The organism is Acidovorax sp. JMULE5, from assembly GCF_013376875.1.
Taxonomy (GTDB): Bacteria; Pseudomonadota; Gammaproteobacteria; order Burkholderiales; family Burkholderiaceae_C; genus Acidovorax; species Acidovorax facilis.
Map to the genome: position 1 here is coordinate 867,208 of NZ_CP035951.1, position 15,250 is coordinate 882,457.

Sequence of the window (15,250 nt, forward strand, 5' to 3'; positions counted from 1 at the left end):
TTCAGCCTGCTATGAATAAAAATGGTCCATCGGGACCATTTTTTTATGGATCAGGCGCTCCAGGTCGTGCGCTGCTGCACCGGGGCGCAGGCCGTGGGAGAGATCGAGGTGTTTGTCCGTGAGGGGCTTGTTTTGCCAAGTGTTTCTATAGCTTCAGCTCCCACGTCTCCCCCACCAGCTGCTGGCCAAAACCTTCATACGGCTCCGACTTGACCAGCTTGAATCCGCGTTTGGCATAAATGCCCCGTGCAGCAGCCAGGCAGCTGTTGGTCCACAGCACCATCTTCTTGTAGCCCTTGGCCCGCGCAAAGGCGATGCACTCGTCAGTCAGGCGCGCACCCAGACCCAACCCGCGCGCCTTGGGCGACAAGATCAGCATGCGCAGCTGGGCCGTGGTGGCCGATTTGCGCACCACAAACACGGCGCCTACACGTTCGCCGTCCAGCTCGGCCACCCAGCACCGCTCCCACGCCGGCTGGAACTTGCGCAAAAACTGCGCGGCGATGTCGGCCACCAGGGCTTCAAAGCGACTGTCCCAGCCGTATTCGCGCCAGTAGATCTCGCCGTGCTGTTGCACCACCCAGCCGATATCGCCAGGAACCGGGTCGCGCAGCACGGCCACGCGGGTTGCGGTGGCTGCGGCGCTGGTGGGCTCCAGCAGCGCCTCGATGCGCTCCATGGCGGCCACCAGCTCCTGCTGACGGGCGGGGGGCAGGGGGGCGAGCAGGGCGGCTGCTTCGTCGCGTGAGCGTTGTTGCAGGGGTTCAAACGCCTCGCGCCCGGATGGTGTCAAGGCCAACACGTTCTGCCGCGCATCCTGGCGGCTGGCGCTGCGCTCGATCCAGCCTGCGGTTTCAAACCGGCGAAGCACCCGGCTCAAATACCCGCCGTCCAGGCCCAGGTCGCGTGCCAGTTCGCTGGCTACCGGGGCCTCGCGGTGGGCCAATTCATACAGCACCCGCACATCCGTCAGCGATAGCTTGCTGCCCAGGTACGGGTCCAGCACGCCCACCCGGCGCGTAAAGAAGCGGTTAAAGCGCCGCACGGCCTTCACCGCACTGGCCGGGGCCTGCTCCGTTGCCGCGGCGGGTTGGGATGCGTCGGGGGGCGTATTCATGAATGCCTTTGTCATGCAATTGATTGACTTTGGCAAGTATATGCCTGATGTTCATCAAGACCTCCAACGCACAAGGGCAACGCGCAAGCAGCGACAAAAAGGGCTTGCCGCCGTAAAATCGCGGGTTAACCACCACAGCCGCGCCCCACGACGCCCTTGACGCACAAGGGCCGGCCGCGAAACTCCTCTGCATGAACGCCCCCGTTGACGTCTCCTTTTTTGCGCGCGCCGCAAAGCCCTTGACCAGCTACCGCCCGTACTGGGCCAAGCGCTTTGGCACGGCCCCGTTTTTGCCGATGAGCCGCGCCGAGATGGACAAACTGGGCTGGGACAGCTGCGACATCATCCTGGTCACGGGTGATGCCTATGTGGACCACCCGAGCTTCGGCATGGCCGTGATCGGCCGCACGCTCGAAGCCCAGGGCTTTCGCGTGGGCATCATCGCCCAGCCCGACTGGCAAAGCGCCGAGCCCTTCAAGGTGCTGGGCAAGCCCAACCTGTTCTGGGGCGTGACGGCGGGCAACATGGATTCGATGATCAACCGGTACACCGCCGACCGGAAGATTCGCAGCGACGACGCCTACACCCCCGGGGACATTGGCGGCAAGCGCCCGGACCGCGCCGCCATCGTCTACAGCCAGCGCTGCCGCGAGGCCTACAAAGACGTGCCCATCATTCTGGGCGGCATTGAAGGCAGCCTGCGCCGCATTGCCCACTACGACTACTGGAGCGACAAGGTGCGCCGCTCCATCGTGGTGGATGCCAAGTGTGATCTGCTGCTGTACGGAAACGCCGAGCGCGCTCTGGTCGAGGTGGCCCACCGCATCGCAGCACGCGAGCCGGTGGAGCAGATCACCGATGTGCGCGGGACCGCCTTTGTGCGCCGGCCTGACGACGAAACCGGCAAAGGCTGGTTCGAGATCGACTCCACCAGCGTGGACGAGCCCGGCCGTGTCGAGGCGCACGTCAACCCCTACATGACCACCAGCGAGCAGGCCGCTGCCCAAGGTAGCACCTGCAGCAAGGATGATGCTCCTGATTCCGTAGCTGCTAGCGCAGGTGAAATAAGCGTTAGCGGCCAAAAAGACCCAAAATCTGCCGAGCCCAACCCCGCCATCCAGCCCATGCTGTTCGTGGCCAATCCGGAGCTCAAGGCCAAGCTCAAGGTGCCGCCGCGCGACAAGAGCGTGATCCGCCTGCCCAGCTACGAACAGGTCAAAAGCGACCCGGTGCTCTACGCCCACGCTAACCGCGTATTGCACCTGGAGACCAACCCCGGCAACGCCCGCGCGCTGGTGCAGGCCCATGGCGAAGGTGTGACTGCGCGCGATGTGTGGATCAACCCACCCCCCATCCCGCTGACCACGGCCGAGATGGACTATGTGTTCGATTTGACCTACGCCCGTGGCCCGCACCCCAGCTACGCCGACGAGAACGGCAGCCACGATGGCGCGACCAAGATCCCCGCGTGGGAGATGATCCGTTTTTCGATCAACATCATGCGCGGCTGTTTTGGCGGCTGCACCTTCTGCTCGATCACCGAGCACGAAGGCCGCATCATCCAGAGCCGGTCCGAGGATTCGATCATTCAAGAGATCGAAGACATCCGCGACAAGGTCAAGGGCTTTACCGGCACCATCAGCGATCTGGGCGGCCCCACGGCCAACATGTACCGCCTGGGCTGCAAGAGCCCCGAGATCGAAGCTGCCTGCCGCAAGCCCAGCTGCGTGTACCCGGGCATCTGCTCTAACCTGGGCACCAACCACGACCCGCTGATCAAGATCTACCGCCGTGGCCGCGCTTTGAAGGGCATCAAGAAGATCCTCATCGGATCGGGCCTGCGCTACGACCTGGCCGTGAAGAGCCCTGAATACGTGAAGGAGCTGGTGCAGCACCACGTGGGCGGGTATCTGAAGATCGCGCCTGAGCACACCGAGCAGGGCCCGCTCACCAAGATGATGAAGCCGGGCATCGGCAGCTATGACAAGTTCAAGCAGATGTTCGAGAAGTTCAGCGAAGAAGCGGGCAAGAAGCAGTTCTTGATTCCGTACTTCATCGCCGCGCACCCAGGCACCAGCGACGAGGACATGATGAACCTCGCCATCTGGCTGAAAAAGAATGGCTTCCGCGCCGACCAGGTGCAGACCTTCTACCCCAGCCCCATGGCCACGGCCACGGCCATGTACCACAGCAACAAGAATCCGCTGCGCAAGATCACGCGCGACAGCGAGGCTGTGGACATCGTGCGCGGCGACAAGCGCCGCCGCCTGCACAAGGCCTTCCTGCGCTACCACGACCCCAACAATTGGCCGCTGCTGCGCGAGGCGCTCAAGGCCATGGGCCGGGCCGACCTGATCGGCAACGGCAAGCACCACCTGATCCCGACCTTCCAGCCGCTGACCGATGGCGGGTACCAGAGCGCGCGGCGCAAAAACTCCACCCCGGTCGGCCAAAAGGCCGAGGCCGCCAAGGCGCTGCCATCCAAACCCATGAAGGCAGGTCAGCCGCAAAAAGGCCGCCTGCTGACCCAGCACACCGGGCTGCCGCCACGGGTCACGGGGTCTGCCAAGCCTGCTGCCCCCAAGTTCTCGAAGAAAGCGCGCTAGTTTTTTGCCCGCGCTGCAGGTGCCCGCCGCCTGCGGTATTTGCCACAACCCATTTCGACCATGCCGCAACACCGGACCGTGCTGCACAGTGACCCGAAATGGGCGGTCGAGCGGGTGCTTCAACAGGCGGCGCCCTGTCAGTGGAGCCCGTCTTATGTGGTCGACTCGCAGCGATGGGTGTTGCCCGTCATAGGTCTTTCGGAGTTCCGCGTGGCAGGCCAGCGGGTGTTGCTCGACGGACTGACGGCGCTTTGCCTTCCCACAGGCGTGCCGTACCAAATGCGACCGCTGCAAGCGACTGATCGTGTGAGCTTTGTGGTGAGTGCGCGGCCGGGTGCCCCTCTGCCGCCGCTGAAGACTCCCGCGGTTTGTATTCTGGCCCCGCGTTCACTGTGGCAGATGCGCTTGCATTGGCGTGGCACACAGGGGGACGCTGCAAGCCCGTTCATGCAGGCGGTTCCCGAACAGCGCGGTGGAGCAGGGGGCATCGCGGCAGGCCCGGGCACCCGTGGGTCGGAGCGGGTGTGGCGGGCCCGGCAGTTCATGGCGCAACGTGTTTCGGCAGCAGATGGCAAGCCCTGGTCGGTGCAGCACGTCGCCGATGCGGTCAATTGCTCGGCGTTTCATCTGGCCCATGTGTTTCGGCAAAACACCGGCATGAGCCTTCATGGCTATCGCCAGCGTTTGCTGCTCGCCTTGGCGTTGCAGCGGCTGGAGGACGGTGAGACCGACTTGGCAGGACTTGCCCACGATCTGGGCTACTGCAGCCAGAGCCACCTCGGGGCCGTTTTTCGCCGTGAAGTCGGGGTGACTCTGGCACAGGCACGCAGCGCGCTGAAGCGTTGATGGCCATATCGCACACTGCGCAGGAATTTGATATTCGGCAAAGGCGAGGATGGCCAGACTCGGGCCATGTCATCGCTACCAACCTCCTCGCCGGCGCCATCGCCATCGCCTATTTCTCCCGAGCACCGCGCTCTGATCGTCGGCGCACTTGCGGCGCTGATTGCGGCATTGATCGGTAGTGGCTGGCAGCTCGCTTCTCGCTACGCCGTGACCACGACGCTGGGCCCGGTAGAGCTCGCGGTCATGCGCTATGGCATTCCTGCGTTGTTGCTCATGCCCTTATGGTGCAAGACGGGCCTCTTTCCATCGGGGGTGCCGCGTGGTCGGCTGGCGCTGCTGGTACTGGGAGGTGGATTGCCGTTTGGGTTGGTGGCGTTGGCCGGGGTGCAGTGGGCACCTGCAGCGCACATGGGGATGCTGATGGCGGGAAGCGTGCCCTTGTTTGCGGCGTGCGGCGGCTGGTGGGCCTGGGGCGATAAGTTGTCTGGCTCAAGAATCTGCGGCTTGGCGCTGGTTGTGGCGGGTATTGCGGTGTTTGGCGCCGGGGCGTGGCAGACGCTGGCCTCGTCCTGGCGCGGAGATGTGTTGTTTGTAGCGGCTGCTTTGTTGTGGTCTGTCTACTCATTGGCTTTCAGAGGCTGCGGCCTGACGCCCTGGCAAGGCGCTGCCGTGGTGAACCTTTGGTCGGCGCTGCTGTTGTTGCCGCTGTGGGCTGTCTGGGGCGCGCCGCTGCTTGTATCCGCGCCCTGGAGGGATGTGGCATGGCAAGCGCTGGGCCAGGGGCTGGTTGCAGGAATTCTCGGACTCGTCGTCTATACCGTTGCAATCAACCGGTTGGGTGCCGCGCGTGCCGCTTTGTCGGCGGCCTTGGTGCCACCGTTTACCGCGCTCGGCGCAGCGTTGCTGCTGAATGAAACGCTAGCCTACGGCACATTGGCCGCCCTGGCGCTGGTGATGCCGGGTGTCGCCCTGGCCAGCGGTGCGTTTGGACGGTCTCGCGGATAAATGGCATTTGCAGTTTGTGTTGATGAAGACTGCAAGCATCGCCGCTATAACGCCCAATCAGTAAACCGTTTTGGCAAAGTCGCTTTAGCGATCCTCGGTGACGCTCTCCGTGGGGTGATCGTCGCCTTCTGCTGCGTGGGTGCCCACCACCACCGACTGCGGGCTGCCATCCACCGGCTGCGAGATCAGGTCTTCGATGATGAAAGTGCGGTAGTAAAAGGCGGTGACGGCGCCTTCAGGGGCGATGGCGTCCACCAAGGTGTCGGTGTGGTCCTTGTCGGCCATGGCGATCAGCAGGCCGTGGTGACCTTTGCCTGCCAAGTCGGCAATGCGACGCACCATGTCGCCTTCGGCGCCGACGGATGGCAGTGGCGCATCTGCCGTACCCAGGGTGTGGACGATCTCTTGCAGGATGACTTCGGGGCTGGCGTATGCCGTGTCGCCCTGGTGGCCCGCAACTTGCAACGCGGTGGCCGCCTGGCGCACACAGTCTTCGTCGGGGAAGAGAGCGAACACATGGCCGGTGGGGTAGAAAGTGCCGCCCATGTTGGTCATGGAGGAATCAAGAACGAGGGGTTTCATGGGCGTCTCCCGAGGAGTTTTAGATCTTTTCGATTGAAACGCCTCCCAGGCGAGCGCGGTGTAGGCCAGCGGGCAATGTGCACGTCAGCACCCTGCAGAGCATATGCATGCAGGAAAAATATGATTGAAAATGGCCGTTAGCGCTTATCCAATAAGCGTTAGTAGCTATCAATATGGTAGTTCTCAAGTCGTCAGGTGGCTATCGAAGCCAGCCGGTCACCCAGGCCAGAAGCGCGCCGCAGTGCAGCACCACGGTGATCCAGTAGACCGCACGAAATTCCACCTTGCGCGACTTGTGCCGCAGCCATTGCTGCGCAAACCACGCGCCCGGCCACCCGCCCGCCATGGCGAGCAGGTGCAGGTGGCTTTCCTTGGTGCGCCACTGTCCGTTTTGCGCGGCGCTTTTGTCGATGGCGTAGACCAGAAAGGTGAGCAGGTTGACCGCCACGGCAGCGCCCAACACCCACAGCGGGAGTCGACCCGCCCAAACGCCCCAGGCCAGCAGCGCCACCCAGCCCAGCATCAACAGCAATGCGATGCCAGAGGGTGCGGTGGCGCCAGCAGTTTCGGTGGGTCGTCGGCCACTTGGGGGCTGACGGGGCTTGGGTTGCTGGGCGGGCCCGCGTTGCGCGCGCTGCGCCGCTGGGGGCGTGGAGTTGGATCGGTGGGAAGCAGCGGGCGATGGCGGCGCAGCGCCCTGGCGTGCCGCTGGCTGCACCGCCATCGCCCGGGGGCCTTTGCCGCCCACATGGATTTCTTCATAGACCACGGCCAGACCTTCGCGTGGCGCGGCGGCGCCTTTGAAGTCCCGTACATGAAAGAACACATCGGCCGAGGTGTCGGGGCTGCGGATAAAGCCGAAGGCGCGGGTTGCGTCCCAGCGGATGACGGTGCCTTGTTTCTGCATCGGTAAAAGGGGGTCTCAGGCCAAGGTGTGCAACGGAATGTCTTGCGCTACTGCCAGTGCATCGAGCTGCGCGCGTGTCTGGGTGCGCAGGAACGCGCCCACGGCCGTGTGGGTGGCGGGGGCGCGCAGCACTTGCGGGTCACCCGTTGCGGGCAGGCCTGCGGCGGCGCACAGGCTGGCGGCAAAGTGGGGTTCCAGCGCGGCCACGGCAACGCGGCCGTCGGCGCAGGGGTAGATGCGGTAGCCCGCGTGGTTGCCGCCCACGTCGCCCTCGGGGGTGGTCAGGCCCCAGTCGCGCGGCTGGGCCAGCCAGGCGGCGGCGTCGGCCAGGGCGACTTCAATGCACACGCCGCCGCCCGTGTGGCCACGCTCCAGCAGGGCCTGCAGCACGGCTTCGCTGGCCATCAGGGCGCCGCCCATGTCGGCGTACAGCGTGGGGGGCATCTCTGTGCCGGTGACCAGCCCGGCGTCGGCCAGGTAGGTGAGGTCATGGCCGGGTTCTTCGGCACGCTCGGCCGCAGCGCCCACGATGCGCACCAGCGACAGGCGCGGGTATTTCGATTGCAGCGCCTCCCAGGAGAGGCCCAGTTTGGTGAGGGCCGAGGGGCGAAATGAGGTGATCAGCACATCGGTGCGGGTCAGTTCTTCGTGCAGCGCGGCCTGGCCTTCTGCCGTCTTGAGGTGGGCATGCAGCACGCGCACGCCTTGGTGCAGCGTGGCATAGGCCGCCGGGCTGTAGATGCCCATGGGGTCGGCGCTGGGGTGGCCCGGGGCGGGCGGGGGTTCAAGCTTGGTACAGTCGGCCCCCATGCGCGCGCAGCGCATCAGGGCGGCGGGGCCGGGCAGGTTGAGCGCGAGGCTCAGGACGCGGACATTGCGCAGGGGCTGGGGCAGGGCGGTTGTCATAGGTGTGGGGTTGTCTCGGTGTTGTGGTTTTGAACGGAAGGAGAAGGCGCGGCGCTGGAACTTCAAGGGGCGCGCGGGCTCACTCCCCGCGTTATACATAATTTGTTACGCTCCCCGACCCATGCAACGCAGAACCTCTTTGGCCGCCCTCACGGGTCTGGCCGCCTTCCCGGGAGCTTTCATGACCACGTCCCTGAGCAGCGCCGCCACGGCATCTGCGTTGCAGGCGCTCAAGCCCTCGCCCCGCATGCCCGTGCTGTTTGTGGGCCACGGCAGCCCCATGAACGCCATCGAAGACAACGCCTGGCGCCGCAGCTGGCAGGCCATGGGCGCGGAGCTGATGGCGCGCGCGGTGCAGCCGCAGCTCATCCTTTGTGTGTCGGCACACTGGCTCACACGCGGCGGCTGGCAGCTGACGGGCATGGCCAACCCCAAGACGATCCACGACTTCGGCGGCTTTCCGCAGGCGCTGTTCGACCAGCAATACCCCGCGCCCGGTGCGCCGCAGGTGGCGCGCAGTCTGGCGGCCGAACTGAAGTCGCCCGCTACCGGCGGGGCACTGGGTGTGGACGAAGGCGAATGGGGCCTGGACCATGGTACCTGGTCGGTGCTCAAGCCCATGTTCCCCCAGGCTCGGATCCCCGTGATGCAGTTGAGCATGGACTACAGCCGCGCCCCGGCCGAGCACTATGCGCTGGGCCAGCAGCTCAAGGTCTTGCGCGAGCGGGGTGTGCTCATCGTGGGCAGCGGCAACATCGTGCACAACCTGCGCGCATCCCGCCGTGGCTCGGCCGCCAACGAAGCCTACGACTGGGCGGCCGAGTTCGACACCGTGGTTCAGGAGCAGATCAAGAAGGGCCAGTTGGGCGCCCTGCAGGACTTCCAGAAACTGGGTGCGGTGGCCCAGCAGGCGCACCCCACGCACGAGCACTATCTGCCGCTGCTGTACGCCGCAGGAGTTGTTTCGCCCAGCGAGATGCCGCGTTTCTTCAATACGGGTTACCAGTCGGCGTCGATCTCGATGCGGTCGGTGCTGTGGGGGTGACGCAGGATAACGTCGGCTGCTTCTGTTTTGATAGCTGCCAGCGCTTTTACATCAAGCGCTAGGGGCCAAAAAGACGTAAAAACTGGTGGCTTTGCCGATCAGGCGGTGGCCCGGATCGTCAGCCACGGCCAGCGTTCTCGGTAGCTTTCAGCCTTGGCCTTGAACAGCGGTAGATGCGGGCACGCGGGGTTGGGTTTGAGCAGTCCTGCGTACAGTTCTTCCAGCCCGTAGGGCGCGTACAGGGTGGACTCGTTGACGCTCAGGTTGTCAGCAGGTTGCAGCCCGACGCAGGTGCAGGGCACCAGAAAGCGCTCGATGCCGTTGCGGGCTGATTGCAGCGGCGCATACGGGTAACCAAACCAGCGTTCGTACCAGAGATGCACGCGGGCCTGGTTCTTGGCTTCCACGGTGATGGGCAGGTCGGCGAAGAGGGCGGTGACTTGGGCTTGCACCTGGTGTTCTGCCGATTCGGACAAGTCGTTGCCGTCGAAGTAGAACAGGTCGTAGTCCTTGATGTTCGCCGTGGGCTCCAGGCCGGAGCGCAGGTTCCACACCGTCTGGAACAGGCAGCCTGCCACCAGCCACGCATCGGGCAGGCCCAGAAACGGCAAACGCTCCAGAAGGGCCGCGTTGTGCGGGTTCTGGAGCGCTTCGCTCACAAAGCGGCGCGCGAGCGCCGCTTTCTCATCGTGCTCAGACAACCTTTGCAATGGCCTGGCAGACGTAGTCGATGTTCTTGCTGTTCAGGGCTGCCACACACATGCGGCCGGTGTCGGTGCCGTACACGCCAAACTCATTGCGCAGGCGCACCATCTGGTCCTTGGACAGGCCGGAGTAGCTGAACATGCCGATCTGGGTGGTGATGAAGCTCATGTCCTGCTTCACACCCGCAGCCTTGAGGCCGTCCACCAGCTTCTGGCGCATGGCCTTGATGCGCACGCGCATCTCGCCCAGTTCCTTCTCCCACATCGCGCGCAGCTCAGGGTTGTTCAGCACGGCAGCCACCACTGCGCCACCGTGGATGGGTGGGTTGGAGTAGTTGGTGCGGATCACGATCTTGAGCTGGCTCAGCACGCGCGAAGCTTCTTCCTTGTCGGCGCACAGCACGGACAGGCCGCCCACGCGCTCGCCGTAGAGGCTGAAGCTCTTGCTGAACGAGGTAGAGACAAAGAAGTTGAGGCCTGCAGCCACGAACTTGCCGATCACGGCGCCGTCTTCGGCGATGCCGTGGCCAAAGCCTTGGTAGGCCATGTCGAGGAAGGGCGTCAGGCCCTTGGCCTTGACGGCCGCAATCACTTGGTCCCACTGCTCGGGGGTGATGTCGTAGCCCGTGGGGTTGTGGCAGCAGGCGTGCAGCACAACGATGGTGCCGGGGGCTGCAGCGTTCAGGCTGGCGAGCATGCCTTCGAAGTTCACGCCACGCTTTTCCGCGTCGTAGTACGCGTAGGTATCGACTTCAAAACCGGCGTTGGTGAACAGTGCGCGGTGATTTTCCCAGCTGGGGTCGGAGATCAGCACCTTGGCGTTGGGGCTGAGTTTCTTGAGGAAGTCAGCGCCGATCTTCAGGCCGCCCGTGCCACCCACCGCTTGCACGGTAGCCACGCGGCCCGAGGTGACGGGTTCGCTGTCCGCGCCGAACACCAAAGCCTTCACGGCGTTGTCGTAAGCCACGATGCCGTCGATGGGCAGGTAGCCACGGGCCGTGGGGGTGGACATCATGGTCTTTTCTGCCGCCTGCACGCATTGCAGCAGGGGCAGCTTGCCGTTGTCGTCGAAATAAACGCCGACGCCCAGGTTGACCTTGTTGGGGTTGGTGTCGGCGTTGAATTGCTCGTTGAGGCCCAGGATGGGGTCGCGGGGGGCCATTTCGACGGCGGTGAACAGAGACATGAAAATCCTTGAAAGGTTGTCAGTAGCGAAGAATCCGGGCGTGGTGTACTGTGCCGGGTTCGGCCGATTTTAACGGCCTGCCTCTACCAATCGTTGACCGCACCTATGCCGGATCTCACAGAAGTCATAACGGAAAAGCAAGACGGCGAGTTCGTCCATTTCCCCAACTCCCCCTTCGAACTGTTCCAGCCGTACCCACCGGCCGGCGACCAGCCCGAGGCCATCAACAAGCTGGTGGAAGGTTTGAACGATGGGGAAACCTTCCAGACGCTGCTGGGGGTGACGGGCTCTGGCAAGACCTTCACCATGGCCAATGTGATCGCCCGCATGGGGCGCCCGGCGATCATCTTCGCGCCCAACAAGACGCTGGCCGCGCAGCTGTACAGCGAGTTCCGCGAGTTCTTCCCCAAGAACGCCGTGGAGTATTTCGTGAGCTACTACGACTACTACCAGCCCGAGGCGTATGTGCCGCAGCGCGACCTGTTCATCGAGAAGGACAGCGCCATCAACGAGCACATCGAGCAGATGCGGCTTTCGTGCACCAAGAGCCTCATGGAGCGCACGGATGTGGTCATCGTGGCCACGGTGTCGGCCATCTACGGCATTGGTGAGCCCGAGAGTTACCACCGCATGGTGATGACGCTGCGCACCGGTGACAAGCTGGGCCAGCGCGACGTAATCGCACAGCTGATACGCATGCAATACCAGCGCAATGAGGCTGATTTTTCGCGCGGCAAGTTCCGCGTGCGGGGCGACACCATTGATGTGTTTCCGGCCGAGCATTCCGAGCTGGCCGTGCGCATCGAGCTGTTTGACGACGAGATCGAAAGCCTGCAGCTGTTTGACCCGCTCACGGGCCGCGTCAAGCAGAAGATCCCGCGGTTCACCGTGTACCCAAGCAGCCACTACGTGACGCCGCGCGACAAGGTGCTGGCGGCGGTGGAGACGATCAAGATGGAGCTGTCGGACCGGCTCAAGCAGCTGCTGGCCGACGGCAAGCTGGTGGAGGCGCAGCGGCTGGAGCAGCGCACGCGCTTTGACCTGGAGATGCTCAGCGAAGTAGGGCACTGCAAGGGCATCGAGAACTACACGCGCCACCTGTCGGGCGCCGCGCCCGGCGACCCGCCCAGCACGCTGACCGACTACATGCCCAAGAACGCTCTGATGTTCCTGGACGAAAGCCATCAGATGATCGGCCAGCTCAATGCCATGTACAGCGGCGACCGCTCGCGCAAGACCACGCTGGTCGAGTATGGCTTTCGTCTGCCCTCGGCGCTGGACAACAGGCCGCTCAAATTCGAGGAGTTCGAACAGCGTATGCGGCAGGTGATCTTTGTCACCGCCACGCCGGCGGACTACGAGCGCACACACTCCGGCCAGATCGTCGACCAGGTGGTGCGCCCCACCGGACTGGTGGACCCCGAGGTGGAAGTACGTCCCGCCACCCATCAGGTGGATGATGTGCTGCAAGAAATACGCATTCGTGTCGAAAAGCATGAGCGCGTACTCATTACAACACTGACCAAGCGCATGGCTGAACAGTTGACCGACTACCTGACGGACAACGGCGTGAAGGTGCGCTACCTGCACAGCGACGTGGACACGGTGGAGCGGGTGGAGATCATCCGCGACCTGCGCCTGGGCGCCTTTGACGTGCTGGTGGGCATCAACCTGCTGCGCGAAGGCCTGGATATCCCCGAAGTGTCCCTGGTGGCGATCCTGGATGCTGACAAGGAAGGCTTCCTGCGGGCCGAGCGCAGCCTGATCCAGACCATCGGCCGTGCGGCGCGGAACCTCAATGGCCGGGCCATCCTCTATGCGGACCGCATCACCGACTCCATGAAAAAAGCCATGGGCGAGACGGAACGTCGGCGCATCAAGCAGATCGCACACAACGAGGCCCACGGAATCACGCCGCGCAGCATTGTCAAGCGGGTAAGAGACCTGATTGACGGGGTTTACAGCGAAAAGGCCGGTAAGGACGCAGAACGGCTGGAGCATGAAGCCCTGCAGCGCGCCAAGGTGGAGGACATGTCAGAGAAAGACGTGGCGCGCGAGATCAAGCGGCTGGAAAAACTCATGCTGGAACACGCCCGCAATCTGGAGTTTGAGCAGGCAGCCCGGGTGCGGGACCAACTCACGCGGCTCAAGGACCAGGCATTTGGTGCACATGGCAATGATTCGGTGGCCTTGTAATGGGCGAAAGAACAATCGGAAATAACTATTGGGTCAATTAAAAACTAGTTGGTTTTTTAACCCGACGGATTCGATAGGGATTTGTGTTATACTCGCACAAAATACTCAAGAAAACAGCCCAGCGATGAAGGGCTCCGTGGCAGGCGACTGTTCGGAGTAAGGGGCGGAGACGGTGCCTTGCTGACCAACAGTCAGTGCAGGCGGTTTCTACAACGAACAAGCCTTAGCACAAGGAGCTTGCGATGCGTCTCACAACCAAAGGCCGTTTTGCGGTCACCGCCATGATTGATCTGGCCCTGCGCCAGAACAACGGCCCAGTCACCCTCGCGGCCATCAGCCAGCGCCAGCAGATATCGCTGTCGTACCTGGAGCAGCTTTTCGGCAAGCTTCGCCGCCATGAACTGGTCGAATCGACCCGGGGCCCCGGTGGCGGTTATACCCTGGCCCGCAAGGCGGGTGACATCACCGTGGCCGACATCATTGTCTCGGTGGATGAACCCATTGACGCCACGCAGTGCGGTGGCAAGGAAAATTGCCTGGGCGAAGCTGGCCGCTGCATGACGCATGAGCTGTGGGCATCGCTCAACCAACGCATGGTCGAGTTTCTGGATTCCGTCACTCTGCAAAAGCTGGTGGATGAACAGATTGCCAAGGGTGTGCAGATCGAAGACAAGCCGGTGGTACGCCGTGCCATCTCGACGACCCCGGTGGTCAAGCCGATCCGCGTGAATGCTCCGAACTCCGTGTTCGCGCTGGGCAACGTTTTCGCCAAATCCTGATAGCCCAAGGGCTTGTGTCGGCCCTGGGGTCGGCACCGCCCTGAACAGTTTTTGAACCCGTTTTTGTTTCTTATTGCGTTTGCCAGCCAGCAACCATTACTGAGCCAGCCATGGACATGACCCCGCACTTCCCCATCTATCTCGACTACGGCGCCACCACCCCCGTGGACCCCCGTGTGGTCGATGCCATGATTCCCTGGTTGCGTGAACACTTCGGCAACCCGGCGTCGCGCAGTCATGCCTGGGGCTGGGAGGCTGAGGAAGCGGTTGAAAAGGCGCGGGTGCAGGTGGCAGACTTGATCGGTGCTGACCCGCGTGAAATCGTGTGGACCAGCGGCGCTACCGAATCCATCAATCTGGCTCTGAAGGGTGCAGCGCACTTCTACAAGGGCAAGGGCAAGCACCTCATTACGCTCAAGACCGAGCACAAGGCCGTGCTGGACACCATGCGTGAGCTGGAGCGCCAGGGTTTTGAGGCCACTTATCTGGATGTGCAGGAAGACGGCTTGGTCAACATGGATGCCCTGAAGGCCTCCCTCCGCCCCGATACGGTACTGATCAGCATCCTGTTCGTGAACAATGAAATCGGCGTGATCCAGGACATCCCTGCTATCGGCGCGCTGTGCCGTGAAAAGGGCATCCTGCTGCACGTGGATGCCGCCCAGGCCACAGGCCGGGTCGAGATCGACATGAACGTGCTGCCCATCGACCTGATGAGCATGACCGCGCACAAGACCTACGGACCGAAGGGCGTTGGCGCGCTGTATGTGCGCCGCAAGCCTCGTGTTCGGCTGGAAGCGCAGATGCACGGCGGTGGCCACGAGCGTGGCATGCGTTCGGGCACCTTGCCCACGCACCAGATCGTGGGCATGGGTGAAGCCTTTCGTATCGCCAAGGAAGAAATGGCCGAGAGCAATGCCAAGGCCCATGCCTTGCAGCAGCGTTTGCTCGATGGCTTGAAGGACATTGAACAGGTGTTCATCAACGGCAGCATGGAGCGCCGCGTGCCGCAGAACCTGAACATGAGTTTCAACTTCGTCGAAGGCGAATCGCTCATCATGGGCATCAAGGGCCTGGCGGTGTCGTCGGGTTCTGCCTGCACATCCGCCAGTCTGGAGCCCAGCTACGTGTTGCGCGCCTTGGGCCGCAGCGATGAGCTGGCGCACAGCAGTCTGCGCATGACCATCGGCCGCTTCACGACCGAAGAAGAGATCGACTACGCCATCTCCACCATCCGCGAGAACGTGGCCCGCCTGCGCGAGCTGAGTCCGCTGTGGGAGATGTACAAGGACGGCATCGACATCAGCACCATCCAGTGGGCTGCGCACTGATCGATTCCGCAAAATTTTGGACGTATTGAAGAGGTACACA

13 protein-coding genes are annotated in these 15,250 nt (G+C 63.2%); 7 read left to right on the forward strand and 6 right to left on the reverse strand.

Annotated elements, in window-relative coordinates:
- Positions 1-145: 145 nt before the first annotated feature.
- Positions 146-1,117 (reverse strand): bifunctional helix-turn-helix transcriptional regulator/GNAT family N-acetyltransferase, encoded by a 972-nt coding sequence (locus EXV95_RS03975; protein ID WP_176885892.1) that lies wholly within the window; start codon positions 1,115-1,117, stop codon positions 146-148.
- Positions 1,118-1,308: 191 nt separating this feature from the next.
- Between EXV95_RS03975 and EXV95_RS03980 the strand changes: the two genes are divergently transcribed.
- The 3 genes from EXV95_RS03980 to EXV95_RS03990 all read left to right on the forward strand — a co-directional run bounded on the left by EXV95_RS03980 (position 1,309) and on the right by EXV95_RS03990 (position 5,574).
- The gene (locus EXV95_RS03980; RefSeq protein ID WP_176885893.1) at positions 1,309-3,723 is read left to right on the forward strand and encodes a YgiQ family radical SAM protein; all 2,415 of its coding nucleotides are present in this window, start codon (positions 1,309-1,311) and stop codon (positions 3,721-3,723) included.
- A gap of 60 nt (positions 3,724-3,783) precedes the next feature.
- Entirely contained in the window at positions 3,784-4,569 is a 786-nt protein-coding gene (locus tag EXV95_RS03985; RefSeq protein WP_176885894.1) for a helix-turn-helix domain-containing protein, read from the forward strand.
- Positions 4,570-4,635: 66 nt separating this feature from the next.
- Positions 4,636-5,574 (forward strand): DMT family transporter, encoded by a 939-nt coding sequence (locus tag EXV95_RS03990; RefSeq protein ID WP_082437667.1) that lies wholly within the window; start codon positions 4,636-4,638, stop codon positions 5,572-5,574.
- Positions 5,575-5,658: 84 nt separating this feature from the next.
- Here the strand turns inward: EXV95_RS03990 and EXV95_RS03995 are convergent, their stop codons facing one another.
- The 3 genes from EXV95_RS03995 to EXV95_RS04005 all read right to left on the reverse strand — a co-directional run bounded on the left by EXV95_RS03995 (position 5,659) and on the right by EXV95_RS04005 (position 7,969).
- Complete coding sequence (locus EXV95_RS03995) at positions 5,659-6,156, reverse strand: hypothetical protein (protein WP_055402364.1); 498 nt, start codon at positions 6,154-6,156, stop codon at positions 5,659-5,661.
- 199 nt (positions 6,157-6,355) lie between these two features.
- The gene (locus EXV95_RS04000; RefSeq protein WP_055402363.1) at positions 6,356-7,063 is read right to left on the reverse strand and encodes a DUF1294 domain-containing protein; all 708 of its coding nucleotides are present in this window, start codon (positions 7,061-7,063) and stop codon (positions 6,356-6,358) included.
- A 15-nt stretch (positions 7,064-7,078) separates the two neighbouring features.
- Positions 7,079-7,969, reverse strand: a complete 891-nt coding sequence (locus EXV95_RS04005; protein ID WP_176885895.1) for a CoA transferase — start codon at positions 7,967-7,969, stop codon at positions 7,079-7,081.
- 139 nt (positions 7,970-8,108) lie between these two features.
- Here EXV95_RS04005 and ygiD point away from each other — a divergent pair, with 139 nt between their 5' ends.
- Positions 8,109-9,014, forward strand: a complete 906-nt coding sequence (gene ygiD / locus EXV95_RS04010; protein WP_176888946.1) for a 4,5-DOPA dioxygenase extradiol — start codon at positions 8,109-8,111, stop codon at positions 9,012-9,014.
- A 98-nt stretch (positions 9,015-9,112) separates the two neighbouring features.
- Here the strand turns inward: ygiD and EXV95_RS04015 are convergent, their stop codons facing one another.
- Positions 9,113-9,715, reverse strand: coding sequence for a nucleotidyltransferase family protein (locus EXV95_RS04015; RefSeq protein WP_176885896.1), 603 nt, complete (start codon positions 9,713-9,715; stop codon positions 9,113-9,115).
- Positions 9,708-10,904, reverse strand: coding sequence for an amino acid aminotransferase (locus EXV95_RS04020; protein WP_176885897.1), 1,197 nt, complete (start codon positions 10,902-10,904; stop codon positions 9,708-9,710). The genes EXV95_RS04015 and EXV95_RS04020 overlap by 8 nt, the downstream gene beginning before the upstream one ends.
- A 105-nt stretch (positions 10,905-11,009) precedes the next feature.
- Here EXV95_RS04020 and uvrB point away from each other — a divergent pair, with 105 nt between their 5' ends.
- The 3 genes from uvrB (at position 11,010) to EXV95_RS04035 (ending at position 15,210) form a co-directional block, all read left to right on the forward strand.
- A complete protein-coding gene (gene uvrB / locus EXV95_RS04025) occupies positions 11,010-13,100 on the forward strand; it encodes an excinuclease ABC subunit UvrB (protein ID WP_255484914.1) in 2,091 nt (696 codons plus the stop codon).
- A 242-nt stretch (positions 13,101-13,342) separates the two neighbouring features.
- On the forward strand, positions 13,343-13,879 hold the full coding sequence (gene iscR / locus EXV95_RS04030; RefSeq protein ID WP_008904778.1) for a Fe-S cluster assembly transcriptional regulator IscR: 537 nt from the start codon (positions 13,343-13,345) through the stop codon (positions 13,877-13,879).
- Positions 13,880-13,989: 110 nt separating this feature from the next.
- Positions 13,990-15,210: an IscS subfamily cysteine desulfurase gene (locus tag EXV95_RS04035; protein ID WP_176885898.1), complete on the forward strand. Its 1,221-nt coding sequence runs from the start codon at positions 13,990-13,992 to the stop codon at positions 15,208-15,210.
- Positions 15,211-15,250: the final 40 nt, after the last annotated feature.